31 protein-coding genes are annotated in these 23,820 nt (G+C 69.1%); 12 read left to right on the forward strand and 19 right to left on the reverse strand.

What is annotated here, in order from left to right; genetic code table 11:
• Positions 1–96: 96 nt before the first annotated feature.
• Positions 97–1,587 (forward strand): MDR family MFS transporter, encoded by a 1,491-nt coding sequence (locus AC1DCT_RS05335; protein ID WP_477427887.1) that lies wholly within the window; start codon positions 97–99, stop codon positions 1,585–1,587.
• Positions 1,588–1,709: 122 nt separating this feature from the next.
• On the opposite strand, the gene AC1DCT_RS05340 is transcribed toward AC1DCT_RS05335, so the two are convergent.
• Positions 1,710–1,871 carry a hypothetical protein gene (locus tag AC1DCT_RS05340; RefSeq protein ID WP_441976256.1) on the reverse strand — a complete coding sequence of 54 codons (162 nt, stop codon included), beginning with the start codon at positions 1,869–1,871 and terminating at the stop codon, positions 1,710–1,712.
• A 147-nt stretch (positions 1,872–2,018) separates the two neighbouring features.
• Here AC1DCT_RS05340 and AC1DCT_RS05345 point away from each other — a divergent pair, with 147 nt between their 5' ends.
• The 3 genes from AC1DCT_RS05345 (at position 2,019) to AC1DCT_RS05355 (ending at position 3,759) form a co-directional block, all read left to right on the forward strand.
• A complete protein-coding gene (locus AC1DCT_RS05345) occupies positions 2,019–2,591 on the forward strand; it encodes a carboxymuconolactone decarboxylase family protein (protein WP_477229430.1) in 573 nt (190 codons plus the stop codon).
• A 164-nt stretch (positions 2,592–2,755) separates the two neighbouring features.
• Entirely contained in the window at positions 2,756–3,055 is a 300-nt protein-coding gene (locus tag AC1DCT_RS05350) for a Fe-S cluster assembly protein HesB (protein ID WP_477427889.1), read from the forward strand.
• Between the two features lie 116 nt (positions 3,056–3,171).
• Positions 3,172–3,759 (forward strand): 1-acyl-sn-glycerol-3-phosphate acyltransferase, encoded by a 588-nt coding sequence (locus AC1DCT_RS05355; protein WP_477229431.1) that lies wholly within the window; start codon positions 3,172–3,174, stop codon positions 3,757–3,759.
• On the opposite strand, the gene AC1DCT_RS05360 is transcribed toward AC1DCT_RS05355, so the two are convergent.
• Genes AC1DCT_RS05360 through AC1DCT_RS05375 form a run of 4 tightly spaced genes read right to left on the reverse strand, consistent with a single transcriptional unit; the run spans position 3,743 to position 6,407 of the window.
• On the reverse strand, positions 3,743–4,381 hold the full coding sequence (locus AC1DCT_RS05360) for a DUF1345 domain-containing protein (protein ID WP_441976259.1): 639 nt from the start codon (positions 4,379–4,381) through the stop codon (positions 3,743–3,745). The two genes, AC1DCT_RS05355 and AC1DCT_RS05360, sit on opposite strands and share 17 nt — an antisense overlap.
• Positions 4,382–4,407: 26 nt before the next feature.
• Entirely contained in the window at positions 4,408–5,232 is an 825-nt protein-coding gene (locus tag AC1DCT_RS05365) for a DNA-formamidopyrimidine glycosylase family protein (protein WP_440734573.1), read from the reverse strand.
• Between the two features lie 45 nt (positions 5,233–5,277).
• On the reverse strand, positions 5,278–5,832 hold the full coding sequence (locus AC1DCT_RS05370; protein WP_477229432.1) for an isochorismatase family protein: 555 nt from the start codon (positions 5,830–5,832) through the stop codon (positions 5,278–5,280).
• Positions 5,832–6,407: an alpha/beta fold hydrolase gene (locus AC1DCT_RS05375; protein WP_477427891.1), complete on the reverse strand. Its 576-nt coding sequence runs from the start codon at positions 6,405–6,407 to the stop codon at positions 5,832–5,834. Before AC1DCT_RS05375 ends, AC1DCT_RS05370 begins: the two co-directional genes overlap by 1 nt.
• Before the next feature lie 93 nt (positions 6,408–6,500).
• Here AC1DCT_RS05375 and AC1DCT_RS05380 point away from each other — a divergent pair, with 93 nt between their 5' ends.
• The gene (locus AC1DCT_RS05380; protein ID WP_477427893.1) at positions 6,501–6,842 is read left to right on the forward strand and encodes a YciI family protein; all 342 of its coding nucleotides are present in this window, start codon (positions 6,501–6,503) and stop codon (positions 6,840–6,842) included.
• Positions 6,843–7,137: 295 nt separating this feature from the next.
• Here AC1DCT_RS05380 and AC1DCT_RS05385 read toward each other — a convergent pair whose 3' ends face one another.
• The 4 genes from AC1DCT_RS05385 to AC1DCT_RS05400 form a co-directional block, all read right to left on the reverse strand.
• Positions 7,138–7,575, reverse strand: a complete 438-nt coding sequence (locus tag AC1DCT_RS05385) for a hypothetical protein (protein WP_477427895.1) — start codon at positions 7,573–7,575, stop codon at positions 7,138–7,140.
• 125 nt (positions 7,576–7,700) lie between these two features.
• On the reverse strand, positions 7,701–8,015 hold the full coding sequence (locus tag AC1DCT_RS05390; RefSeq protein WP_477427897.1) for a DUF6966 domain-containing protein: 315 nt from the start codon (positions 8,013–8,015) through the stop codon (positions 7,701–7,703).
• A gap of 97 nt (positions 8,016–8,112) precedes the next feature.
• On the reverse strand, positions 8,113–8,274 hold the full coding sequence (locus AC1DCT_RS05395; protein ID WP_477427899.1) for a hypothetical protein: 162 nt from the start codon (positions 8,272–8,274) through the stop codon (positions 8,113–8,115).
• A gap of 63 nt (positions 8,275–8,337) precedes the next feature.
• Complete coding sequence (locus tag AC1DCT_RS05400; RefSeq protein WP_441976265.1) at positions 8,338–10,107, reverse strand: GNAT family N-acetyltransferase; 1,770 nt, start codon at positions 10,105–10,107, stop codon at positions 8,338–8,340.
• Positions 10,108–10,190: 83 nt separating this feature from the next.
• On the opposite strand from AC1DCT_RS05400, the gene AC1DCT_RS05405 reads away from it, so the two are divergent.
• Together AC1DCT_RS05405 and AC1DCT_RS05410 are read left to right on the forward strand one after the other, a co-directional pair.
• Positions 10,191–10,970 carry an alpha/beta fold hydrolase gene (locus tag AC1DCT_RS05405; RefSeq protein ID WP_477229434.1) on the forward strand — a complete coding sequence of 260 codons (780 nt, stop codon included), beginning with the start codon at positions 10,191–10,193 and terminating at the stop codon, positions 10,968–10,970.
• Positions 10,971–11,016: 46 nt separating this feature from the next.
• Entirely contained in the window at positions 11,017–11,361 is a 345-nt protein-coding gene (locus AC1DCT_RS05410; protein ID WP_441976267.1) for a LysR family transcriptional regulator, read from the forward strand.
• Positions 11,362–11,489: 128 nt separating this feature from the next.
• Here AC1DCT_RS05410 and AC1DCT_RS05415 read toward each other — a convergent pair whose 3' ends face one another.
• The 4 genes from AC1DCT_RS05415 to AC1DCT_RS05430 are packed head-to-tail and all read right to left on the reverse strand — an operon-like array spanning position 11,490 to position 13,945.
• Positions 11,490–11,810, reverse strand: a complete 321-nt coding sequence (locus AC1DCT_RS05415) for a HigA family addiction module antitoxin (RefSeq protein ID WP_440734581.1) — start codon at positions 11,808–11,810, stop codon at positions 11,490–11,492.
• Positions 11,785–12,066: a type II toxin-antitoxin system RelE/ParE family toxin gene (locus tag AC1DCT_RS05420; RefSeq protein ID WP_441976268.1), complete on the reverse strand. Its 282-nt coding sequence runs from the start codon at positions 12,064–12,066 to the stop codon at positions 11,785–11,787. The genes AC1DCT_RS05415 and AC1DCT_RS05420 overlap by 26 nt, the downstream gene beginning before the upstream one ends.
• A 33-nt stretch (positions 12,067–12,099) precedes the next feature.
• A complete protein-coding gene (gene ychF, locus AC1DCT_RS05425) occupies positions 12,100–13,173 on the reverse strand; it encodes a redox-regulated ATPase YchF (protein WP_441976269.1) in 1,074 nt (357 codons plus the stop codon).
• Positions 13,174–13,204: 31 nt separating this feature from the next.
• Positions 13,205–13,945 (reverse strand): class I SAM-dependent methyltransferase, encoded by a 741-nt coding sequence (locus tag AC1DCT_RS05430; RefSeq protein WP_441976270.1) that lies wholly within the window; start codon positions 13,943–13,945, stop codon positions 13,205–13,207.
• Between the two features lie 79 nt (positions 13,946–14,024).
• On the opposite strand from AC1DCT_RS05430, the gene AC1DCT_RS05435 reads away from it, so the two are divergent.
• Both AC1DCT_RS05435 and AC1DCT_RS05440 read left to right on the forward strand, forming a co-directional pair.
• Positions 14,025–14,627: a 3'-5' exonuclease gene (locus AC1DCT_RS05435; RefSeq protein ID WP_440734585.1), complete on the forward strand. Its 603-nt coding sequence runs from the start codon at positions 14,025–14,027 to the stop codon at positions 14,625–14,627.
• A gap of 65 nt (positions 14,628–14,692) precedes the next feature.
• Positions 14,693–16,048 carry a DNA recombination protein RmuC gene (locus AC1DCT_RS05440; RefSeq protein WP_441976271.1) on the forward strand — a complete coding sequence of 452 codons (1,356 nt, stop codon included), beginning with the start codon at positions 14,693–14,695 and terminating at the stop codon, positions 16,046–16,048.
• On the opposite strand, the gene AC1DCT_RS05445 is transcribed toward AC1DCT_RS05440, so the two are convergent.
• Both AC1DCT_RS05445 and glpX read right to left on the reverse strand, forming a co-directional pair.
• A complete protein-coding gene (locus AC1DCT_RS05445) occupies positions 16,023–16,235 on the reverse strand; it encodes a UDP-N-acetylmuramyl pentapeptide phosphotransferase (RefSeq protein ID WP_440734587.1) in 213 nt (70 codons plus the stop codon). The genes AC1DCT_RS05440 and AC1DCT_RS05445 overlap by 26 nt on opposite strands.
• A 162-nt stretch (positions 16,236–16,397) precedes the next feature.
• Positions 16,398–17,390, reverse strand: a complete 993-nt coding sequence (glpX, locus tag AC1DCT_RS05450) for a class II fructose-bisphosphatase (RefSeq protein WP_441976272.1) — start codon at positions 17,388–17,390, stop codon at positions 16,398–16,400.
• Between the two features lie 183 nt (positions 17,391–17,573).
• On the opposite strand from glpX, the gene fbaA reads away from it, so the two are divergent.
• Positions 17,574–18,602 carry a class II fructose-bisphosphate aldolase gene (gene fbaA / locus AC1DCT_RS05455; RefSeq protein WP_440734589.1) on the forward strand — a complete coding sequence of 343 codons (1,029 nt, stop codon included), beginning with the start codon at positions 17,574–17,576 and terminating at the stop codon, positions 18,600–18,602.
• Positions 18,603–18,700: 98 nt separating this feature from the next.
• On the opposite strand, the gene AC1DCT_RS05460 is transcribed toward fbaA, so the two are convergent.
• On the reverse strand, positions 18,701–19,354 hold the full coding sequence (locus AC1DCT_RS05460; RefSeq protein ID WP_441976273.1) for an anti-sigma factor: 654 nt from the start codon (positions 19,352–19,354) through the stop codon (positions 18,701–18,703).
• On the reverse strand, positions 19,351–19,854 hold the full coding sequence (locus tag AC1DCT_RS05465) for a sigma-70 family RNA polymerase sigma factor (RefSeq protein WP_440734591.1): 504 nt from the start codon (positions 19,852–19,854) through the stop codon (positions 19,351–19,353). Before AC1DCT_RS05465 ends, AC1DCT_RS05460 begins: the two co-directional genes overlap by 4 nt.
• A gap of 219 nt (positions 19,855–20,073) precedes the next feature.
• Here AC1DCT_RS05465 and AC1DCT_RS05470 point away from each other — a divergent pair, with 219 nt between their 5' ends.
• Entirely contained in the window at positions 20,074–20,667 is a 594-nt protein-coding gene (locus tag AC1DCT_RS05470) for a DUF4822 domain-containing protein (RefSeq protein WP_477427901.1), read from the forward strand.
• A gap of 71 nt (positions 20,668–20,738) precedes the next feature.
• Here AC1DCT_RS05470 and AC1DCT_RS05475 read toward each other — a convergent pair whose 3' ends face one another.
• Both AC1DCT_RS05475 and AC1DCT_RS05480 read right to left on the reverse strand, forming a co-directional pair.
• A complete protein-coding gene (locus AC1DCT_RS05475) occupies positions 20,739–21,293 on the reverse strand; it encodes a DUF6264 family protein (protein ID WP_477229435.1) in 555 nt (184 codons plus the stop codon).
• Positions 21,290–22,303, reverse strand: coding sequence for a 4-hydroxy-3-methylbut-2-enyl diphosphate reductase (locus tag AC1DCT_RS05480; protein WP_233312104.1), 1,014 nt, complete (start codon positions 22,301–22,303; stop codon positions 21,290–21,292). The genes AC1DCT_RS05475 and AC1DCT_RS05480 overlap by 4 nt, the downstream gene beginning before the upstream one ends.
• Before the next feature lie 131 nt (positions 22,304–22,434).
• Between AC1DCT_RS05480 and xseA the strand changes: the two genes are divergently transcribed.
• Positions 22,435–23,811 carry an exodeoxyribonuclease VII large subunit gene (gene xseA / locus AC1DCT_RS05485; RefSeq protein WP_477427902.1) on the forward strand — a complete coding sequence of 459 codons (1,377 nt, stop codon included), beginning with the start codon at positions 22,435–22,437 and terminating at the stop codon, positions 23,809–23,811.
• Positions 23,812–23,820 lie beyond the last annotated feature (9 nt).

The following is a 23,820-nucleotide window of genomic DNA, read 5'->3' on the forward strand; positions in this document are numbered from 1 at the left end:
AATGAAATGTCCGACCCTGTGGTTACGCTGAATGTCGCTGGCATCTCTGTACAGCTCATCCCCCCTTTTTCGCCCCCGCCGAGTCGGAGGAAACATATGTCCGCCATCGAAACCGGATCCGTGCCGACCAGCGCGAGATCCTCTCTCATCCCCCGCCGTGACATGGCGGTCATCTGGGTGCTCCTGGCCGCCGCCTTCGTCGCGATCCTCAACGAGACGACGATGAGCATGGCGATCCCGCACCTCATCGACGATCTGAGCATCACCCCGCTCGCGGCGCAGTGGGTGACAAGCGCGTTCATGCTGACCATGGCCGTCGTGATCCCGACGACGGGCTTCCTGCTGCAGCGCTTCACGACGCGGCAGATGTTCCTCGGCGCGCTCACCCTGTTCTCCGCGGGAACGCTGATCGCCGCGCTCGCGCCCGGCTTCACCGTGCTGCTCATCGCACGCGTCGTGCAGGCGTCGGGCACAGCGATCATGATGCCGCTGCTCATGACGACGCTCATGAACCTGGTTCCCGCGGAGAGCCGCGGCCGGATGATGGGGCGCGTCAGCATCGTCATCTCGCTCGCGCCGGCGATCGGTCCCACGCTGTCGGGCTTCCTGCTCGACCACTTCAGTTGGCGCGCGATCTTCGTCGTCGTGCTGCCGATCGCCCTGGTCGCCATGTTCATCGGCTGGCGCTGGCTGACGAACGTCGGCGAGCGCACCGACGCACCGCTGGACGTGCTGTCCATCGTGCTGAGCGCCTTCGGCTTCGGCGGGCTGGTCTTCGGCCTCAGCCAGATCGGAGCCCTCGCGGGCGGTGGCGGATCCTCCGCTCCCCTGGTGATCGCGCTGGTCGTCGGCGTGGTGGGGCTGGTGGCGTTCCTCTGGCGGCAGGTGATCCTGCAGCGCAAGGACGACGCCCTGCTGGATCTGCGGGTGTTCGCCTCGCGCGACTTCAGCCTGTCGATGGTGCAGATGTTCCTGCTGTCGCTGGCCTTCTTCGGCACGCTCACGGTGATCCCGCTGTTCCTGCAGAAGGCGCTCGGCCTGGAGACCACCGAGGCGGGGCTGGTGCTCCTGCCCGGTGCCCTCGCGATGGGGCTGCTCGGCCCCGTGATCGGGCGGATCTACGACGCCCGCGGCACGAAGATCCTGCTGATCCCGGGCTCGATCCTCACCGCTGCCACGCTGTGGTTCTACACGACGCTCGCCACGAACACCTCGGTGTGGATCGTGCTGGTCGCGCAGACGCTGCTGTCGATCGGACTCGCGCTCTCGTTCACGCCGCTGTTCACGGCGTCGCTGGCTTCGCTGACGCCGAAGTTCTACTCATACGGCAGCGCGGTCATCGGCACTGTGCAGCAGGTCGCGGGTGCGACCGGCATCGCCGTGATGATCGCGGTGTTCACGCTCATCGTGAACGCGAACGGCGGCACCGAGGTGCCCGCCGCGGTCGCGGGGGGCTCGCGCAGCACGTTCGTGATCGGCGCGGTCATCGCGACGGTGACGATCCTGGGCGCGTTCATCATCCGCAAGCCCGCGGACCAGCCGCACGAGGTGGGCTCCCCAGAGGGCAGCGCCCCGGCGATGCACTGAGCCTTTTCCACTTCACTGCACCTCGAATCGTCCCCGTCGGCGCACGCCATAGGCGCCTCCGACGGGGACGATCCTGCGTTCGCGACCGCGAGGGATCCCGACGGGGGTCGCGATCGGCGAGGTCAGTCCTTCGCGCCGGGCAGACGACAGACGCCGTCGATGCACAGTCCGGCGTCTCCCGCGTCGAGGCCCGGGAGCAACGACAGCCCGCCCGGAGCGGCTCCCGATGTCGGACGCGTCGCGTCCGCGGGTGTCTGCTGCGGGGATTCGGCTGCCGTGGTCACCCCCCGATGCTACGCCCGTACCGGAGCATCGGCGCCGTTCTGAGGCATCCACCCATGTCGCCGAACGCATCTCGGGCATAGTCTTCGCTCAGGCGCTGGGGCTCGCCGTCCGCGAGCATGCCGCGCATGGACGCGAAGGAGCTTCCCATGATCATCAGCACTCCCCCTGCCGAGACCGCGCAGGGGCACGCCGCCGACATGTACGCCGAGGACATCGCCGACGCGGGCTTCGTCTTCGCCTACACCCGCGCGATGGCGGTGAACCCCGAGGCGCACGAGGCGTTCATGGCGCTCATCCGCGCGATCGTGCCGTCCATCGGCGTGCGCGTCTATGAGGCGGCGACGCTCGGCGCAGCCCGCGCGATCGGATCCCCGCACTGTCTGCTCGCGCACGGACGCAAGTCTCTGCGGGCGGAGGTCCTCAGCGGCGATGGCCTCGCGGCGTTCGCCCGGGGCGACGACGACGGCTTCTCCGCCGCCGAACAGGCCGTCGTGCAGTACGCGGCCAAGCTCTCCACCGATCCGCGCGGCATGACCGACACCGACACTCAGGCGCTCCGGGACGCCGGCTACGACGACCGCCAGATCGTCGACATCACCTTAGCCGCAGCAGCCCGGAACTACTTCAGCCGCGCTCTGCTCGCCCTCGCCGTGCCGACGGACGAGATGCCGGGCCTGGATCCGGAGACGGCCGAGGCGCTACGGGCCGCTGCGCGCTGAGGCCGGTCGCCGCCCGCCGATCGCGTTCCCCCGCTCCCAGGTGGGAAGACCCTCCGAATCGGGCCGAATCGCCGCACAGCGGTTGAGAGCTCGATCCAGAAGGGGAATCGTGGCCCGGACACATGCCGTGACCTCGGCATGTCCGCAACCGGAAGGAGTGCCTCGTGCTCACCTTGACCGACAACGCCACTGCGCTGGTCACCACGCTCGTCCGTCGTCGTACCGAGACGGAGGGTACGGGACTGCGCATCCACACGGCCGAGACGCCGGGAAAGGCGGGCGAACCCCGCCTCGCCGCCGACGTGGTCGTCTCGCCGGAGCCGGATGATCAGATCCTCGATCTGCCCGGCGCCCCGGTTTTCCTCGAAGGGGAAGCCGCCATCGTCCTGGACGACAAGGTCCTCGACGCGAACGTGAATGAGGAGGGCGCCGTGTCGTTCTCCCTGATGCCGCAGGTCGCCTGACCCGCGGCACCCCGAACGGGCGCATGACCCGGACCTCCCGTCCGGGTCATGCGCCCGTTCCCATTCCGCTGCCTTTCATGCGGAGCACGGCATGCGCACCCCTCTACCGTGGACGGATGCTCCGTCGCCTCATCGCCCGCGTGTTCTGGACGTTCAGCCGCTGGACGCTCGCTAGCGAACCGGGTCCGACGCGCCCCACCGTGCTGATCGGCGCCCCGCACACCTCGAACTGGGACTTCGTGCTGATGCTCGGCATCGCCTGGCGGCTCGGCGTCGAGGTGCACTGGCTCGGCAAGAAGAGCCTGTTCCGTGGCTGGCGCGGCCCACTCATGCGACGCCTCGGCGGCATCCCGGTGGATCGAGAGGATCCTGCGCGGGTCGTCGGCGAGGTCGTGGCGCAGGTGAACGCCGGCACGGTGTTCGGTCTGGTCGTCACGCCCGACGGCACCCGCGACGGCAACACGTATTGGAAGAGCGGCTTCTACCGCATCGCACGCGAGACCGGCATGCCGGTGACACTCGGGTTCGTCGACCGCACCACGATGACGACCGGGCTCGGGCCCACGTTCGACCTCACCGGTGATATGGCCGCGGACATGGACCGGATTCGCGCCTTCTACGCCGATAAGGCAGGCGTGCGTCCGGAGCGGCGCACGGAGCCCCGGCTACGCGAGGAGCGCCCCGAGATCACCCCAGGCCTGTGACGAGGTTGATGATCGTGCCGAGGATCAGCGCGCCGAACACGTAGGCGATCGTGGTCTGCGCGATCACGATCCGCCGGATGGCATTGCGCGTGACATTGGTGTCGGCGACCTGGTAGGTCATGCCGAGCCCGACCGAGAAGTACGCGAAGTCGGTGTACTCGGGGTCCTCGTTCTGGTTGAAGATGATGCCGGCGGATCCGTCGTAGTAGAGCTTCGCGTACCGCAGCATGTAATCGGCCTGGATCAGCCCCCAGGAGGCGGCGACGCTGAGCACCGCGCTCCCCGCGAGCGCGAACTGGGTCCACCCCTCCGCGTGCCGAGCCTGCAGCACGACGACCAGCACGGCCGCGATGCTGGCGAAACTCCCGACCACGGCGACCACCCGGGCGATGCGTCGACCGGGGTCCTCCTCGGTGGCGTGCGAGCGCGTCTGCTCGGCGTTCATCGGCCACACGACCAGCAGGATCCACACGGTGCTGACGAGAGCCAGCGCGCCCCAGGCCGCGAGAAGGCCCGCGGCGAGGCCGAGGAACGGCGTGACGACGAAGCCGACCGCGACCCCGACAAGGAGCGCGACGGACGAGCGCACGCGCCAACGATGGCGCAGAGGAAGCGGGCTCACCCCGGAATGCTAACCCGCATGTCGCGTCACGTCGTGGAGGGCTCGGGCTGGCAGTGCGGACAGAGTTGAGCGGAGGCACCGGAGAACACGCGATCGATGATCGTCGTGCCGCAGACCGGGCAGGCCTCTCCCCCGCGCCCGTGCACGGCCATCGCGGCGACCTTGGCCTGCTTGAGCTGGCCCGGCGGCAGGCCCCGCCGATCCGCGAGGGAGCCCCGCAGCACGTCGACCGTCGCGTGGAAGAGCCGTTCCCGCTCGGCATCGTCGAGCACTGCGGCGTGCACCGTGGGAGCGATCCGCGCCCGATGCAGGATCTCGTCCGAATACGCGTTGCCGATGCCGGCGAGCGACGTCTGCTCCTGCAGGAGCGCCTTGATCTGCTTGCGCCTGGTGCCGAGGGCGCGCTCGAACACGTCGCGGTCGAAGTCGGCGGCGAGCGGATCCGGTCCGAGCGCCGCGATGCCCGAGACATCAGTCGGGGCATCGACGACCGACGCGGTCACCGCGAGGAAGTCACCCAGGTCGACGACCTGCATCAGCGCACCGTCGTCGAGCGCGATTCGAGCGACCTCGGGCACAGGTTCGTCGCTCCGCGGGGCGTCCGGCGCCTGCCAGCGGATCCAGCCGTTGCGCCCGAACCCGATCATCAGCCAGCCCGCCTCGGTATCGAAGCCGACGTGCTTGCCGAAGCGCTCCAGGCGCCGGATCCGCGCACCGACCAGCGATCCGGGCGGGCGGTCGCGAGTCTTGACGATGCGGAACTCGCCGACATCCAGGTCGGCGATCACACGACCGCGGATCCGCTCGTCGAGGAACTCGACCAGCGCCTGCACCTCCGGAGACTCGGGCATGCGCCCATCCTCGCACCGGGATCGGACATGCGCGCGTGGTGGCGGTCAGGCGAACGCGACCTCGTCGTGCCGCGCCACCGCGAACTCCTGCCCCGGATAGCGCAGCCCGGCGAAGTACATGTTGGTGTGGGCGACGATCTGCTCGCCGGAGATCCGAACGCCCTCGATCGTCGCATCGACGGTGGTGTGCGCGTCGCGCACGAGCGTGACGTCGTAGCCCTCCGCCGCTGCACGCTGGGTCGTGGTGCGTACGCAGAAGTCGGACTGCGCGCCGGCGACGACCAGGCGGGTCGCGCCGTATCCGTCGAGCACGGTCCGCAGTTCGGTCTCCGCGAAGGCGTCGCGGTAGCTCTTGCGCACGACCGCCTCGCCCTCGGCGCGGGCCAGCGGTGCCGCCAGCTCCCAATCCGGCGTCCCCACGCCGATGGGGTCATGGTGCACCCATACCACCGGAACCCCTTCATCGCGCGCCCGGCGCACGAGCGCGTCGGTCCGCATCAGCACCCCGTGCTCGTCGAAGCAGTCGGGCATGACGCCCGCCTGCATGTCGATCACGAGCAGGACGGTGCGGGCGTCCGCCGGCGGAATGGCGCCTCGCATCAGTCCCAGGCCAGGTAGTCCTCGATCGCGAACGCCGTGTCGACCGGATCGCTCACGGGGAACAGGTGCCCGCCACCCTCGATCGTCACGACACTGGCGCGCTCGACCGCGGACGCGCGCAGCTTCTCGCCGTTCGCCAGGGGCATGACGTCGTCCTCGGATCCCTGGATGATGAGAATCGGCACCGACGGCGCGATCGGCACATCGACGTCCTCCACGCCCAGCAGCAGCACGCCGAGCGCGCGGTCCGTGCGCTTCGCGGAGAGCGCGCGGGCGACAGTGCCGCCGACGCCGTGACCTCCGATCCATGTGGCGCCGATGCCGGCGTGGTCCATGACGTCGCTCGCATCCTGGACGCGCTCCTCGAGCGTCGCGGCATCATCGGCGCGACTTCCGATCCGCAGCACGCGGATCCCCTCGCCGGCCAGGATGTGCGCGACCGAACCGAGCGCGCCGCCCTCGAGGCCGCGCCCCGGAATCAGCACCAGAACGGGTCCGTCGCCCTCCGACATCTCGTCGACGTAGGGGATCGCGCGGCCATCGGGTTCGAAGATGCTGTTGTTCTCGGTAGTCACCGAGCCATCGTATCGAGTCCCGCTCGACGGTCGACGGCGACGTACGATCGCTGGACGGGCCTGAGGACGCGGACGATGCAGGGAGCGACGAGGATGAGCCAGTACATCATCTACTTCAACCAGCAATGGGTCGGCGAGCACAGCGCCGAGTGGTTCGCCGAACGCGGGCCACTCGCCAACGCCGTCGTCTCGGACATGCGTGACGCCGGCGTCCTCGTGTTCGCGGGAGGCGTGCACGAGGACCTGAGCGCGGCCTTCACCGCCGACGCCTCCAGTGGCACGCCAGTGATCAGTCAAGGTCAGTTCGCCCCCGGCGAGCAGTACATCGGCGGTCTCACGATCATCGACGTGGCCGACGATGACGCTGCGAAGCTCTGGGCCGGCAGGATCGTCGAGGCCTGCGGTTGGCCGCAGGAGGTCCGCCGAGTCAACTGAGCCCGTTCGTGAAGTCAGGACGCCCGACGAGGCGGATCTGCTGCATAGGCATCGCTGACCTGCTGGTTGTACGTAGACGACGCCGAACCAGGTCAACGCCCGTTCGCACCAGAGCCGACCAGATCATGAAGGCTCAAACGAGGTCATCAAAACTCACTTCGCCGGGTCGCCAGACCATCCATGCGCCATCAGCGAAACACTTAACATCCCCTTGCCGGGGACGAGCGACCGCCAGGTCGCGCAAAGCTCGCATACGAGCAACCTGGACGTTGAAGCGGAACTCCATGCCGTACGATCACTCGAACTGCGCCCCAGGCCCGTACATGTGGCCGGAGACGAACTTGTCCTTCGTCGGCACGTGGTCGACCAGCGCCCAGAACTCACCTATCAGCGGATGGGTCGACGCTTCGTGCCGAGCCAACTTGCGACCAAAAGTCCTCGACTCCCTGAACGCAGCAGCCGCCGCCACAAGGCAGGCTGCCGGTTCCTCCTGTCCTTCGACCGCGCCGACGCGGCACCCGAACGTAATGCGGTCGTCAACTTCTTCAGCCCAGGTCGGGGAGAACACTGCATCGATCCAGACTTCGTGACCGTCGTGATGGTGGCAGGACGCGAAGTAGATCGCGTAGGCGTCGCCATCGCGCAGGACGAAGCCTGTCGCACGGGTCATGGGCTCCTGGCAGTGGTCACAGACTGTCTCAACGACATGCGTGCCTGGCTCGATCTCCAACATCGCCTCTCCCTACACCTTGATTCCTCGACGAGCGACGCGGTCACGATCGGACCCGTCAGGGACATGACCTCGACCGTGATGTTGCCTCCAGGAGGCCTGCGGTTGGCCGCAAGATGTCCGGCGCGTCAGCTGACGCCGTTGTCGGAGTCGTGGACACGAGCTGTGGATTGAGAGTAGAGGCGAGTCCTAATTCGTTCCAGTCGCGTGTTCACGCCTTCCAAGGACGATCCATCAACTCGATGACCGTTGGCCGGGTGGATGACAAGATCGTTCAGGCTCCCCATACCTCCGAAGACGCGACGTACAGCGTCCGGCCCCACGCTGCCGTCAGCGAGCTCTGCGGCGGTCTTCGACGCCCAAGTAGCCCACGGCGTCTCCGCGACTTCGTAGAGCAACGAGCTCAACTCGATCAGTGAGGTTCGCAACTCGTCATAGGTCACGAACTGAGTATCCTCTCCCACTCGAACGCATCACTTTCGACCATCAACACTCGAGCGAATTGCATCGGCTGACACTTGTGGGTCCGCCCCCGCCGGGTCAGCTGACGTGGTCGTCGACGTCGGGCTCGGCGCGGAGGAGGTCCGCGATCTCCTCCTCCGGACGGGGCGCGATGTTCTCGTCCGCCTCGAGCTCGGGAATGCTCGGTTCGCCCGGCTCCGGAATGTGGGCGGAAACGGACCGCTCATCAGTGTCGGACATGGCCGCACCTCCTCAGGAAGACACGGCCAGCGTACGCCTGCACGCACCGGGCCAGTATGCGGGTCAGTCGAGTGGCCGCTTCAGGCCCACGTGCGCGGTCTGATAGCCGAGCCCGGTGTAGAAGGCGCGTGCCCGATCCCGGGCCTCATCGGTGGTCACCTGGGCGAGGGTCGCCCCACGAGACCGCCCGAAGTCGTGCGCCCACTCCAGCATCGCTGTGCCGAGGCCCTGTGAACGCTCGACCGGAGCGACGCGCAGACCCTCGATCTGCAGCCGAGTGGATCCTCCGCGAGAGAGCCCGGGGATGACGGTCAGCTGCATGGTCGCCACGATGCGGCCGGCGTCGTCTCGAACCACCCCGAGATAGTTCGAGGAATCACGTCTGACCGAGTTGTACGCAGCCTCGTATCGGCTGAGCTCGGCGTCCTCGCGCTCGGCACCGAAGGGATCATCGGCGAGCAGTTCGGCGATCGCCTCGATGTCCGCGTGGCCCGCCCGCTCGATCCGGTAGGTGCGGCCCGCCGCCCGCAGCAGCCCTCGGACGGACGTCTTCGCTTCCGCCTGCAGTCGCGCCACGAGCAGATCAAGCCATTCGCCGACGTTGGCGCGGGCCTCTGCCGTGTCGGGGTACCGGCACCTCAGGTGCAGGCCGGATTCATCGAGGATGAACCACAGCATGACTCCGTCCGTGTCGATCGCCGCGCCGACGTACTGCGCGTCGAGTCCGACCGAGTCGATCCGCACCGGCAACCGGCGCAGGTCGAGCCAGGAGATCGCGAACATCCCCGGCGCGACCGGCATCCCGCCCCAGGGCGCGAGCACGTCGGCAAGCGGCCACGACCCGAGCTGTACGGCCTCCTTGACGGCGGCGGCCGCTGCACGCGGCTCCGCGACCGCCGACTCCAGTACGGAGTTGGTGATGAACCAGCCCACGGAGTCGTGCCAGGTGTCCTCGTAGCGACTGTGCACCGGGAAGATCGCGCGCAGCGCCGTACCGGCGAGCGTGCGGGTGACCGCCGTCATGGCCACGACTGCGAGGGTCAGCGTCGAGACGCCGCTTTCCCGCGCCTGCGCCGCGAAGGCTGCGCTGTCATCCGGATCGAGCACGTCGCGCACCTCGACCCTCTCGCGCTGCGGATCCGGCGAGCCCAGCGGGAGCGGGAATCGCGGCATTGCTCCGCCACTGTCGCGGATGATGTCGGCCCACCGTTTTCGCACCTCGTCAGGGGCCGGGTCGCGTTCGAGCAGCGACCGGGTGTGGTCGACGAATGCCGCGGCCGGCGCGGTCCAGGGATCCCGGCCGTCGCGCGCCGCGTCCACTGCCGAGAGGAGGTCGCGCGCGATGACGAGCATCGACCACATGTCGACGTGCGCATGGTCGGATCCGATCACGATCGTGATCCCCGTCGCGTTCTCGAGGACGCATAGCCGGTACGAGGGTCGGCGGTAGGGCGAGCACGCCCCATCGAGCACATCGCGGACGGCGTCGTTCACCGCCTGCCCCGGCAGGATCTCGTGCTCGACCCAGGATCCTGGGGCGATCGCGAGCTCGTGGAGCTGGGGCTGCCCGTCCTCGCCCGGAGCGAACGCGGTGCGCAGGGTGCCGTGCCGCGCGATCACCGCGAGCCACGCGTCGGCGAGCGCGTCCTTCGTCACGGGCCGCGGCAGGTGGAACGAGATCGCCATCCAGGATCCCGGTCGGTCTCCGAGGCCGACGTGGATCCGCTGGTCGAAGGAGACCGGCAGGCGCGGGCCGAGTTCGGAGGCGCTGACGTCGTACCCCCAGAGCCGGCCGAATGGGAGGCGCAACTGCGTGACGTGGGTCAGACGCATGGCAGTACCCTAGCGTCCCGCTACTCTGACATCGGCGTCGCCTCTGCGGATCCGACGTGCGACGCCGGAGCGGAAGGAACCCGATGCCCACCTTCGAAGTCACCGGCGCCGAACTCGCCGTCGCGCTCAGCGACGAGGGCGGGCATCCGGTCGTGCAGCTGCACGGCCTGACCTCGAGCCGAGCCAGGGACCGGGTGCTGAATCTGGACCTCGGCCGAGGGCTGAGCGGAACGCGGCTGCTGCGATACGACGCACGCGGTCACGGCAGATCGACCGGCCGCAAGGTCGCGGAGGACTACGTGTGGTCCAACCTCGCCGACGATCTGCTGCGGCTGCTGGATCATTGGTTTCCCGGCGAACAGGTGCACGGGGTCGGTCCGTCGATGGGAGCGGCGACGCTGCTGCATGCCGCGGCGCGAGAGCCGGGCCGGTTCGTCGGGCTCACCCTCATGGTGCCCCCGACCGCGTGGGAAACCCGGGCCGCGCAGGCGCAGAACTACCGGGACGATGCTGCCCTCGTGGAATCGGAGGGCGTCGATGCCCTGGTCGCCGCGCATCGCGGAGGGACGCGTCCGCCGGCGACCGTGGGCGCGCCGGAGACCGTGCCCGACGTCGCCGATGCGCTGCTTCCCTCCCTGCTGCGCGGTGCCGCGATGAGCGACCTGCCCACCCATGAGGCGATCGAGCGCATCGACGTCCCGACCACGATTCTGGCGTGGATCGAGGATCCGGGACACCCGCTCGCGACGGCGCAGACGCTGGCCGCTCTGCTTCCCCACGCCACCCTGTCTGTCGCGAGCGATCCCGTCGACGTCGACACCTGGCCGCAGGTGCTGAAGCACGACGTCGCCCGCACCCGCTAGTACGCTGGGGGTCGGCCGCGATCCGTGCGGGAAAGGACGGGCTTGCATGAACATCACCCAGCTCCGGCGGTTCGTCGCCGTCGCAGAGGAACTGCATTTCCCGCGTGCGGCAGCCAGGCTCGAGATCTCACTCACCGCTCTGTATTCGGCGATCGAGAAGCTCGAGGAAGAAGTCGGGCACCCGCTCATCACCCGTGGCAGCGCCACCCGTCTGACGAGTGCCGGGATTCTCCTGCTACCCGAGGCGCGCGAGCGGATCGCCGCCGCTCCCCCGCCTCAGCAGAAATCTGCCGCGCCGTCCGGAGGCAAGGCCAAGGCGTCGAAGGGGAAGGGCCGCGCACCCGTGGTGAAGGGGCAGCCCAAGCCGTACAAGAAGCGCCAGGGGCGCTGACGCGGATCGGACCTGCGGACTTCCGCGGCGGATCAGCGCATGCTGCTCGTCACGCGTGTCCAGAGCCACGTCGCCAACGACGGAGCGGCGGCATCAGCGAATGCGCGTCCGATGGTCCATGGAGTCGCTCACGCGGCCTGCAGCGGCGTGATGGCGGCGACCTTGTCCCGAAGAGCCCGGCGTTCGAGCCGTAGCTCGTAGTTCGTCTGCAGGTTCATCCAGAACTCCTCAGACGTGCTGAAGTACCGAGCCAGACGAATCGCGGTGTCAGCCGTGATCCCCCGCTTGCCGTGCACGATCTCATTGATCCGTCGCGGTGGCACCCCGATCGACACCGCGAGCTTGTTCTGCGTGATTCCAAAGCCCTCGATGAAGTCCTCCATCAGGATCTCTCCCGGGTGAATCGGCTCGATCGCGTCAGCCTCAGTGATAGTCGACGAGTTCGACATCTTCCGCACCTCCATCTCTCCAGACGAAGCAGATACGCCACTGCGCATTCACGCGGATGCTGTACTGACCGCGACGATCTCCGGCCAATTTCTCCAATCGGTTCCCCGGTGGGATCCGCAGGTCGTCGACATCCTTTGCCGCGTGAACCAGCTCGAGCTTGCGCAGCGTCGCCCGCTGCACGGTTCGATCAACACCCTTGACGTACTGCTCGCGCCAGATTCGTTCGGTGTCCTTGCCCCCGAACGATCTGATCACGAGGCAAGCATATAACGAAGACCGTCAATAACGCTATACGTTAAAGCGGAACTCCACCACGTCGCCGTCCTGCATGACGTAGTCCTTGCCCTCGAGGCGGGCCTTGCCCTTGGAGCGGGCCTCGACGACGGATCCGGTCGCGACCAGGTCCTCGAACGAGATGACCTCGGCCTTGATGAAGCCCTTCTCGAAGTCGGTGTGGATCACGCCGGCCGCCTGAGGAGCCTTGTCGCCCTTGTGGATCGTCCAGGCGCGGGCTTCCTTCGGGCCTGCCGTGAGGTAGGTCTGCAGGCCCAGCGTGTCGAAGCCGATGCGGGCGAGCTGATCCAGACCCGACTCGTCCTGACCGGTGGAGGCGAGCAACTCGGCGGCGTCCTCCGGATCCAGGTCGATCAGCTCGGACTCGATCTTGGCGTCCAGGAAGATCGCCTGCGCCGGGGCGACGAGAGCGGCGAGTTCCGCCTTGCGGGCGGCGTCCGTGAGCACGGCCTCATCGACGTTGAAGACGAAGATGACCGGCTTCGAGGTGAGCAGGCCCAGCTCCTTGATCGGGGCCAGGTCGATCCCGCTCGTGGAGAGCAGCTGGCCGCGCTCGAGCGCGTCCTTGGCGGCATTCGCGGCCTCGAGCACCGACGCGTCGGTCTTGCGGCCGCGTACCTCCTTCTCGATCCGCACGATCGCCTTCTCGAGCGTCTGCAGGTCGGCGAGCATGAGCTCGGCGTTGATCGTCTCGAGGTCGTTCTTCGGGTCGATCGCCCCCTCGACGTGCACCACGTCGTCGTCGGCGAAGCCGCGCACGACCTGCGCGATGGCGTCGGCCTCGCGGATGTTCGCGAGGAACTGGTTGCCCAGGCCCTCCCCTTCGCTGGCGCCACGCACGATGCCGGCGATGTCGACGAACGACACCGTCGCGGGCAGGATCCGCTCGCTGCCGAAGATCTCGGCGAGCTTGTTCAGCCGCACGTCGGGCAGGTTCACCACGCCGACGTTCGGCTCGATCGTCGCGAACGGGTAGTTCGCCGCGAGCACGTCGTTCTTGGTGAGGGCGTTGAACAGGGTGGACTTGCCGACGTTGGGCAGTCCTACGATTCCGATGGTGAGAGCCACGGGGTACGAGTCTACCGGGGCCCGCGTCGACTCAGGATCCGCGGATCGCGCGGTAGGCCGCGGTGACGTACGGCATCGACAGCGTCTCGCCCTCGATGAGCCCCAACTCGTCGAACAGCTCGTCCATGGCAGCGGCGATCCGCGCCTTCTCCTCGTCGGACGACGTGATGATGAGGCTGCGGGAGCTGGCCATCGCATGCAGCTCGGCGCGCGTCATCTCCCGGCTCCACTCCCAGCGCCGCTCTTCGAGGGGGCCGAACGGCGCCGCGACCCGCACGGCGTTGTCGGCGATCATCTCCTCCGCGGCGCTGCCGCCCATGATCGCCGTCAGCCGGCGCACCCAGTCGGTGCGGTCATCGCGCACGTTCCAGATCAGTCCGAGCACGCCGCCCGGGCGCACCACCCGTCCGATCTCGGCAGATGCCGCAACCGGATCCACCCAATGCCAGGCCTGGCCGAGAGTGGCGGCATCGACGCTCCCGTCGGCCAGAGGCAGCGACTCCGCGGTTCCTGTGACCGCCTCGACTCCTGGCGTCTTCTGCCGCAGCGCCTCCAGCATTTGCGGATCGGGATCCACGGCCACGACGCTCGTGCCGCCGAGGGCGAGCACGGCGCGAGTGAGCTTGCCCGTCCCCGCGCCGATGTCGACGACCGCCGCGTCGGGGCCCGGCAGCGGCTCCAGCAGCCAGGCCACCGCGTCGGATCTGTACTCCGGACGTCCCTTCTCGTAGCTGCCCGTCTCGGACCCGAAGCTCGTCGCACGTTCGACCATGGCCCGAGCCTACGCTCGGATCCGCCCAGGATCGGCGCGCCTGGACGATGCCGGCCCCTCCGCGACGGAGGGTTGATGCGTGGCCTTGGACTTCACCGCAATCGACTTCGAGACGGCGAACTCCTCCCCTGCTTCCGCCTGTGCGGTGGGCCTGGTGCGGGTGCGGGACGGCATCGTCGTCGCGCAGACCGGATGGCTGATCCGGCCGCCCGCGGGGCACGATGCCTTCCAGGAGTGGAACGTGCGGATCCATGGCATCCAGCCGCACGAGGTCGTGAACGCCGACGGCTGGAGCGAGCAGCTCGACCGGCTCTGCGCGTTCGCCGGCGCCGACGTGCTCGTCGCACACAACGCGGGCTTCGACCTGAACGTGATCCGTCGTGCCTGCGAGGCCACCGGCGACGAGTGCCCGCCGTACCAGTCGCTGTGCAGTCTGAGCGTGGCGCGCAAGGTGTACGACCTCGACTCCTACAAGCTCCCTGTGGCCGCGGCAGCCGCCGGCTTCGGCGCGTTCCCGCACCACGATGCCCTGGCCGACGCACGCGCCTGCGCGCAGATCGTGATCGACGCAGCCCGGCGCACCGCATCCGGCTCAGTGCAGCAGCTGGCCGACGCGATCGGAGTGCGCCTCGGCGCCCCTCTCGCCCCGGCCGCACCCGCGAAGGTGCGCGCCGCCGCCTGACGCGGTTTCTGCGTTCCGAGGGCGCGCTCTCCGGCGATGTCGGTGGCCGCGCCCATGATGGACGCATGGACGCGCTCGCACTGCTCATCGCCGCACTCACCGCTGTGGCGGGCCTTGCGGTCGGCTGGTTCCTCGGCCGCAGCCGCGGCGCCGCCGATCTCGCCCGCGCCGATGCGGAACTCTCCGTCGTGCGCGAGGACCGCGACCGTCAGCACGACCTGTACCGCGATGCCGTCGAGCACGCCCGCCGCGAGCAGCACGACGCCGCGGAGCGCGTGCGGCAGGAGAACGCCGTGCTCACCGCGCTCGCGCCGGTGCGGGAGAGCCTGCACCGGATGCAGCAGACGGTGACCGTGCTGGAGCGCGAGCGCCAGACGCAGTTCGGACAGCTGAGCGAGCAGCTGCGGCGCTCCGAGGAGAACGGCGAGGCGCTGCGTTCCACGACCGAGTCCCTGGCCGGCGCGCTGCGCTCGACCTCCGCGCGCGGCGTGTGGGGCGAGACCCAGCTGCGCCGCGTGGTGGAGGCCGCGGGCCTCACCCGACACGTCGATTTCGACCTGCAGGCCACGATCCACTCCGATGCGGGCCACGGCCGTCCCGACATGGTGATCCGCCTCGCCGGCGGCGCGTCGATCGCGGTGGACGCCAAGGCTCCCCTCGACGCGTTCCTGGCGGCCGGCGCGCTCGCGTCCGAGGATCCGCAGCGACGGTCGCTCATGCAGCAGCACGTCAAGGCTGTGCGTGCGCACGTCGACGCACTCGCGAAGAAGGCGTACTGGTCGGGCCTCGATGTGAGCCCCGAGTTCGTGATCTGCTTCCTGCCCACGGAGTCGCTGCTGTCCGCGGCGCTCGACGAGGATCCGGCATTGCTCGACTACGCATTCGGCAAGCGAGTGGCACTGGCCACCCCGGTGAACCTGTGGGCGGTGCTGAAGACCGTCGCGTACACCTGGAAGCAGCAGGAGCTGTCGGCCGAGGCGGCCGTGCTCCTCGACCTTGGCACGCAGCTGTACGACAGGCTCGGCGTACTCGCCGGCCATGCGGACGACCTGCGTCGCGCGCTCGAGCGCACCGTCGACAGCTACAACCGCTTCGCCGGATCCCTGGAAAGCAGGGTGCTGGTGACGGCTCGCCGCTTCCCCGGCGTCGATGCGGGAGCACTCATCGCGCCTCCGGCCCTGACCAGTGCCACGCGACGGTTCACCGCCGACGAGCTGGTCTCGTCCGCCGACGATCTGGTCTCATCCGATGACGAGGGGCGTTCCGCGGCTGAGGGCCATCCTGAGGGGATCCGCGCAGACCTCGGCGAGCTGCGTGCGCGCCTGAGCGGTCAGGATCCGGACCACGCCGAGCCGAACGATCGTGCGGAGCGAAACGATCAGGCCGAGCGGGAGGTCACGCGCTCCCCGGAACCGCGCTGAGCAGGAAGACCACGGTGGCGGAGAAGAGCACGAAGGCGCCGATCATCCACCAGGCGCTGATCTCGTGACCCTCGTCGCGACGGACGCGGAACAGCACGTCGGTACGGCGCGCAGCATCCATCTCGACGATCTTGACCGAACCGGTGTCGGTGACCGTCTCCTGGCGGTAGATGTTCTCCGCAGCCATCGTCCACGCTCCCCTGCTCCGCATTCCGAACCGCGCTGAATGCGCCGTGCACGCCGATCGGCGCCCCTCCATTGTGACAGGTGAGGCCGTGAAGACACGGAATGCGATCAGGTCGTTATCGCACCGGGTTCGCTCAGGAAGCCGGTGCGACGGGAAACCCGCTCAGAGCCACTTGGAGACGAGGTGCTCCGAGGCGATCCGGCGCAGGGTGCCGGAGGCGCTGCGCAGCACCACGCTCTCGGTGTAGAGGTAGTCGCCTTCGCGCCGGACGCCGGCGACCAGCTGGCCGTCGGTCACACCGGTCGCCACGAAGATCGTGTTGTTGCCGCTCACCAGGTCGTCGGCCTCGTAGACCTTGTCCATGTCGAGCCCGGCGTCGATGCCGCGCTGGCGCTCGTCATCGTCGCGCGGCCACAGCCGGCCCTGGATGTGCCCGCCGAGCGCCTTGATCGCGCACGCCGTGACGATGCCCTCGGGGCTGCCGCCGATGCCGATGCACATGTCGGTGCGCGCCCCGTGCCGGGCCGCGTTGATGCCGCCGGCGACGTCGCCGTCGCTCATCAGGCGGGTGCCCGCTCCCGCAGCGCGGATCTCCTGGATGAGCTTCTCGTGACGCGGACGGTTCAGCACCGAGACGACGATCTCGTCGACCGGCTTGCCGAGAACGCCGGCGAGGCGCTTGATGTTTTCCGCGACGGGGAGGCGGATGTCGACGACGCCGACACCGGCAGGGCCCGTGACGAGCTTGTCCATGTAGAAGACGCTCGAGGCGTCGAGCATCGTGCCACGGTCGGACACCGCGATGACGGAGACCGCGTTCTGCCGACCGTCCGCGGTGAGGGTGGTGCCGTCGATCGGGTCCACGGCGATGTCGTACTGCTGCGCCCATTCGACGCCGCTGCCGACGTGCTCCCCGTTGAAGAGCATCGGAGCGTTGTCCTTCTCGCCCTCACCGATCACCACCAGGCCGTCGAAGTCGACGGTTCCGAGGAAGGCGCGCATCGCATCGACAGCGGCACCGTCAGCGGCCTCCTTCGCGCCGCGTCCGATGAACGGGACGGCGCGGATCGCCGCGGCCTCCGTCGCACGGACGAGTTCCAGTGCGAGGTTGCGGTCGGGGTGGAGGGGGCTGAGATCGGCTGTGAGGCTCACCATGCCCCCAGCGTAGGGGCGGGACGGTTACGGATCCGCAGATTTCTGCGCTGCGAAACCGAAAGATACGCGCTTCTTTACCAGGCCGAAGATCCGCCCTCCCGAGGCCGCCGTCACGCGCTCTGAATCGCCGATCCTGCGGCGCTAGAGTGGCACCGACCCCCGTCGTCCAGCACAGGAGATGCCATGCCCGTTGCCACCCCGGATCAGTACGCCGAGATGCTCGACCGCGCGAAGGCAGGCGGCTTCGCCTACCCGGCGTTCAACGTCTCCAGCTCGCAGACCATCCACGCCGTGCTGCAGGGTCTGACCGAAGCCGGATCCGACGGCATCATCCAGGTCACGACCGGCGGCGCCGACTACTTCGCCGGCCAGACCGTGAAGGCCCGCGCCACCGGCGCCCTCGCCTTCGCCAAGTTCGCCACCGAGGTCGCCAAGAACTACCCGATCACGGTCGCGCTGCACACCGACCACTGCCCCAAGGACGCGCTCGCGGGCTTCGTGGAGCCGCTCATCGCCGCCTCCGAGGAAGAGGTCAAGGCGGGCCGCAACCCCATCTTCCAGTCGCACATGTGGGACGGCTCGGCCGTGCCGCTCGCGGAGAACATCGAGATCGCCCGCGACCTGCTCCCCCGCATGAAGGCGATCAACGCGATCCTCGAGGTCGAGATCGGCGTCGTCGGCGGCGAGGAGGACGGCGTCGCGCACGAGGGCTCGAACGAGGCGCTCTACACGACCTTCGCCGACGTGGACCAGGCCGTGCAGGCGCTGGGCCTCGGCGAGCAGGGCCGCTACATCGCCGCACTCACGTTCGGCAACGTGCACGGCGTGTACAAGCCCGGCGGCGTGAAGCTGCGCCCCGAGCTGCTCGGCGAGATCCAGCAGCAGGTCGCCGCGAAGTACGGCACGGGCGCGAAGCCGCTCGACCTCGTCTTCCACGGCGGATCCGGCTCGACGGACGCGGAGATCGCCCTCGCGGTCGCGAACGGCGTGGTGAAGATGAACATCGACACCGACACCCAGTACGCGTTCACCCGCTCGATCGCCGGATACATGTTCAGCAACTACGACGGCGTGCTGAAGGTCGACGGCGAGGTCGGCAACAAGAAGGTCTACGACCCGCGCGCCTGGGGCAAGGTCGCCGAGACCGCGATGGCCCAGCGTGTCATCGAGTCGACCCGCCAGCTCGGCTCGTACGGCCAGTCCAAGAGCTGACCACCAGCACCGCCGCAGAGCTGACCAGCGGCACAGCCGCAGCAGCGTCCAGGAGCGTCGTCGGGATCCGTCCCGGCGGCGCTCCTGTCGTCTGCGGATCAGCCGCCGATGTCGTGACGCAGGATCACATCTCCCGTGGCGGTGCGGATCTCCACCGTGCGGATGTCCGTCAGCGCGGCGGCCGTTCCCGCCGACAGCGTCGCGGTGCGCCCGGGCTGGGCCTTCCACGTCGACAGATCCGTCGTCGTGCCGTCTCGGTCCACGACGGTGAGGACGTATGTCCAGCCGGCGTCGGGGGCATCCGCGCCGTACAGGCACGCCATGTCGATCCTGGTCCCCCAGGCGACCGGCGTCAGGGACACCGTCGCACTCACCGGCACCGTGGCCGCCCCCTGCAACGCCACCTCGACCGCGGGCCGAGGGGCGACGGCGACGATCGTGACGGGGACGGCGACGGCGAGCGCCGCGGCGATGCCGACGCCGGTCCACAGTGCGCGGCGCCGGGAGCGCTTTCGGGCGCGCGCGATCGACAGCAGCTTCGGCCCGGCGGGGTCCGCCGCTCCAGCGCCGATGCGGGCTGCGTCGTCCGCGTGCACCCGGGACAGGAGCCCCACGGCCGGCACGAGCTCGGCGACGGCGTCCCGGCATTCGGCGCACTCCGCGAGGTGCGCCTCGTACCGCGCTCGGTCCGCGGCGGACAGCGCGCCCATCACGTAGGCGGCATCCCACGTCGCGAACGGATCAGCGCTCACCGGATCACCCCTCTCTCCTGCAGCGCGAGCCGGAGGGCCCGCAGTCCGTAGTGCATCCTGGATTTCACCGTGCCGCCGGGGATCCCCAGCTCGGTCGCGATCTCGGCGACGCTGTGTCCTCCGTAGTAGGCCGCCACGATCACCGCGCGGTGTTCCGGGCTGAGCTCGGCGAGCGCGTCCTCGATGAGGATCGCGTCGAACAGCCGGTCCGTGACATCGCCCGATGCTCGCTCGGGAAGCTCGGCGACCGGATGCTCGTGGCGGCGGCGGGCGCTGCGCGCCTCGTCGATGACGAGGTGCCGGGCGACGGTGAACATCCAGGCCCGCGTCGTCGTCACCTCCTGCTCCAGGATCCGCGGCGTGCGCCAGGCGCGCAGCAGTGTCTCCTGCACGACGTCGTCCGCCGAGGCGCTGCTCCCCGTGAGGTGCACGACGTAGCGACGGATCGGACCCGCGTGCACGTCGTAGAGCGCGGTCAGCCGCTCGTCGTCGTCATCCACAGTCGCCTCCTCAGTGGGAAACGAGGCCCGCGCCCCGAAGGTTCATCGGCGGGCGGATCCCGGATCCGACCATCGATGAACCCGGATCCCGACCTGTCGTCCCCTCAGTATGGTCGCGTCGCCTCCCCGGATCCGGGAAGCCGATCATCCGCTCGGCGATGCGGGAAGTAGCCGATCGGCTGATGTGGACGATGCGCCTCGATTCCTAACGTGGAGGACATGAACATCTCCTTCTCCCGCAAGCTCATCGCCGCGTCGACCATCGCCCTCGCCGCCGTCGCGGTCGTCCCGACGACCGCCGCGGCCGCAGCTCCGACCACCACCGCTTCCGTGTCCTTCTCGAAGCAGGTCCTGACCCCGTCCGAGACGCTGGCCTCCACACCGTGGAAGACGACGAGCGCGCGCGATGCCCAGGGCAATCGCGTGGCGCTGGACAACCCTGCCGTGTCGAACTTCGTGGGCTGGGCGTACTTCAAGGCCGACGGCACGTTCACCATGTACAACCTCGACAACAGCCCGAAGATGCACGGCGACTGGTCCGTCCCCGCCGACGGCTCCTCACGCTGGATCGCGGCGAAGGACGCGAACGGCAACGTGCTGTTCCAGCGCGTCGTCCCGATCGTCGAGCTGAACAAGAACGTGTTCGCCTACCGCGTGTTCCCGAACGCGGCCGACCAGACCGTCTACTACGACATCGTGCACACCAGGACCAACCACGTCGAGCCGGGCACCGACGGCCGCGGTCCGGGCGCCAACGGCAACGGCACGACCGGCAACGGCGACTATCACTTCAACAACGGCAACGCGCGCTGATCCCGCGACGGCCCCGCAGAACGCGAGAGCCCGGCACCCGATGGGGGCCGGGCTCTCGCCGTCTCAGGGCGCTACTTCTGCAGCTGCTGGTTCAGGTAGGCGATGACCGCCGGATCCGTGAAGAACGGCACCATCATGCAGAGGGTCGTCAGGGTGACGAACACGACACCGCCGGTGACCGGGAGCCACCACGTGAGCTTGCCGCGCCGCAGCCGAGCCACGGACCATGCGGCGGTGATGACCCACCCCACGATCAGGAGGATCCCCGCGACCATGCCCCAGGTCCGCGCCTGGGAGTAGTTCGAGAACGTGCTGGAGATCCCCACGGCCTGCATCATCGTCGCCATCAGAGACGACGGGTTCAGGAACGCGAAGGTCGAGGTGATGACGTTCCAGAGCCCGTAGGCGAGCAGCGCGATCGACGCCATGCGATCGACAGGGTGCGCCGAACGCTCCTCCACCACCTCCGCGGGAGCCGCGGGCTGCGCGCCGGGCACGGCTGCGGGTGGCGTGTGCACGACGGGCGGCGGCAGCGGTCGTCCCGCCCGTCTGCTCTGTTCCTCGGGCGTCGCATATTCGCCGAAGGCCGGCCTGCGCGACTGCTCCGCGGAGCCGGAATCGGTCATCGGCTGCGTCCGCCCAGTGCCCGCTCGTCGCGCTGGCCTGAGATGTCCTGGCGCAACTCCTTGGGCAGCGAGAACATCAGGTCCTCCTCCGCGGTGCGCACCTCTTCAACGTCACCGTATCCAGCCTCGGCGAGCACCTGCAGCACCTCCTGCACGAGCACCTCGGGCACGGACGCGCCGCTGGTCACGCCGACCGTCGCGACGCCGTCCAGCCACTCCTGCTGCACCTCGTCGGCGTAGTCGACACGATAGGCCGCCTTCGCGCCGTACTCGCGCGCCACCTCGACGAGGCGGACGCTGTTGGAGGAGTTGGCGGATCCGACCACGATCACCAGATCCGCATCGGCGGCGACCTTCTTGATCGCGACCTGGCGGTTCTGCGTGGCGTAGCAGATGTCGTCGGAGGGCGGATCCTGCAGTTCGGGGAAGCGCGTGCGCAGCCGGTTCACGGTCTCCATGGTCTCGTCCACCGAGAGCGTCGTCTGCGACAACCAGACGACCTTGGAAGGATCGCGCACCTCGACGGTGTCGGCCTCCGCCGGCGAGTTCACGACGGTCACGTGATCCGGGGCCTCACCGGCGGTGCCCTCGACCTCCTCGTGCCCGTCGTGACCGATGAGCAGGATCTCGAAGTCGTCGCGGGCGAAGCGCACGGCCTCGCGATGCACCTTGGTCACCAGCGGGCAGGTCGCGTCGATCGCGTGCAGGTGCCGGTCCTCGGCGGCGGAGACGACCATCGGCGAGACGCCGTGCGCACTGAAGACGACGTGCGACCCCTCCGGGATCTCGTCCACCTCGTCGACGAAGATCGCGCCCTGAGCCTCGAGCTCGGTGACCACATGGATGTTGTGCACGATCTGCTTGCGCACGTACACGGGGGCGCCGTATCGCTGCAGGGCCTTCTCGACGGCGACCACAGCGCGGTCGACACCGGCGCAGTAGCCGCGCGGGGCGGCGAGCAGCACGCGCTTGCGCCCGTCGACGGGACGGTCCTGGAGCGGCTCGCGCACGGCCGTGGGGCGGCGACGAGGGATCTGCGGCACGGGCAGCGCGACGGGTGAACTCACCCCCCGATTCTACCGGCGGCGTCCTGACAGCAGGCCGGGATCGGGCGGAAGCCCATTGCTACGCTGGGGAGGCGATGACCGTCTTCGAAGCAGCCTCGGTGCCCGGTGAGGCCCCGCCCGCCGACTCCGTCGCGCCGCGCGAGTCCTCCGCGGACGCCCCGACCTCGATCGCACGGCTGAATGCGACGATCCGCGACTTCGTGGCGCAGTGGGGCACGGTCTGGGTCGAGGGCGAGATCACGAGCTGGAACGTGCGCGCCGGCAACGTCTTCGCGCGACTCAAGGACACTCGCTCCGACGCGCAGATCTCGATCCGGTTGTGGTCCAGCGTGCGCGCGCGGATCCCCGCCGATCTCGCCGTGGGCGATCACGTGGTCGCCGCGGTCAAGGCCGACTACTTCGTCAAGGCGGGCGATTTCAGCTTCACCGTGTCGGCGATGAAGCACGTGGGCCTGGGCGATCAGCTCGAGCGCCTGGAGCGTCTGCGCGTGCAGCTGCGTCAGGAGGGGCTGTTCGACCCGTCCCGCAAGAAGCCGCTCCCGTTCCTCCCGCACGTGATCGGGCTCATCACCGGTGAGAACTCCGACGCGGAGAAGGACGTGCACCGCAACGCCGAACTGCGCTGGCCGCAGGTGCGCTTCCGCACCGTGCATGCCGCGGTGCAGGGCGACCGCTGCGTGCCGGAGACGCTCGCCGCGCTCAAGAAGCTCGATGCGGATCCCGATGTCGACGTCATCGTCATCGCACGCGGCGGCGGAGATCCGCAGACCCTCCTCGGCTTCAGCGACGAGCGGCTGGTGCGCGCGGTCGCGGCCGCGGCCACGCCCGTGGTCAGCGCGATCGGTCACGAGAACGACCATCCGCTGCTGGACGACGTGGCGGACCTGCGCGCCTCGACCCCCACCGACGCGGCCAAGCGCGTGGTGCCCGACGTCGGTGAGCAGCGGGCGCTCGTCGCCCAGCTGCGCGCACGAGCGACGACTCGCGTGTCGCAGCGCGTGGCGCACGACATCGCCCAGCTCGAGCAGCTGCGCTCGCGTCCTGTGCTGCGCGATCCGGATCCGCTCATCGAGCGCCGCGCGCAGGAGGTGTGGCTGCTCGCCGCACGCTCCCGTGACACGCTCGGCCGCGCCGTCGATGCCGCGGGCCGGCGCACGGCCGAGCTGCGCGCCTCGTTGCGCGCCCTGTCGCCGGCGGCGACCCTGGCGCGCGGCTACGCGATCGCGCACCGCGACGACGGCGTGATCGTGCGCGACGCCGCCGACGCCCCGCCCGGCACCGCGCTCACCCTCACGGTGGACCGCGGCTCACTGCGCGCGTTGTCCGAGGGCGAGATCGCCGAGTCGGACGCCACAGACGCCACGAACCCTGCGCGACCGGAATCCGCCGCGCCGCTGAAGGCCGGCGCATCCGACCCCGCTCCGGCCGAGGGCTCCGACGCGCGCCGGTAGGATGGAGGC

The organism is Microbacterium sp. 10L49, assembly GCF_056395125.1.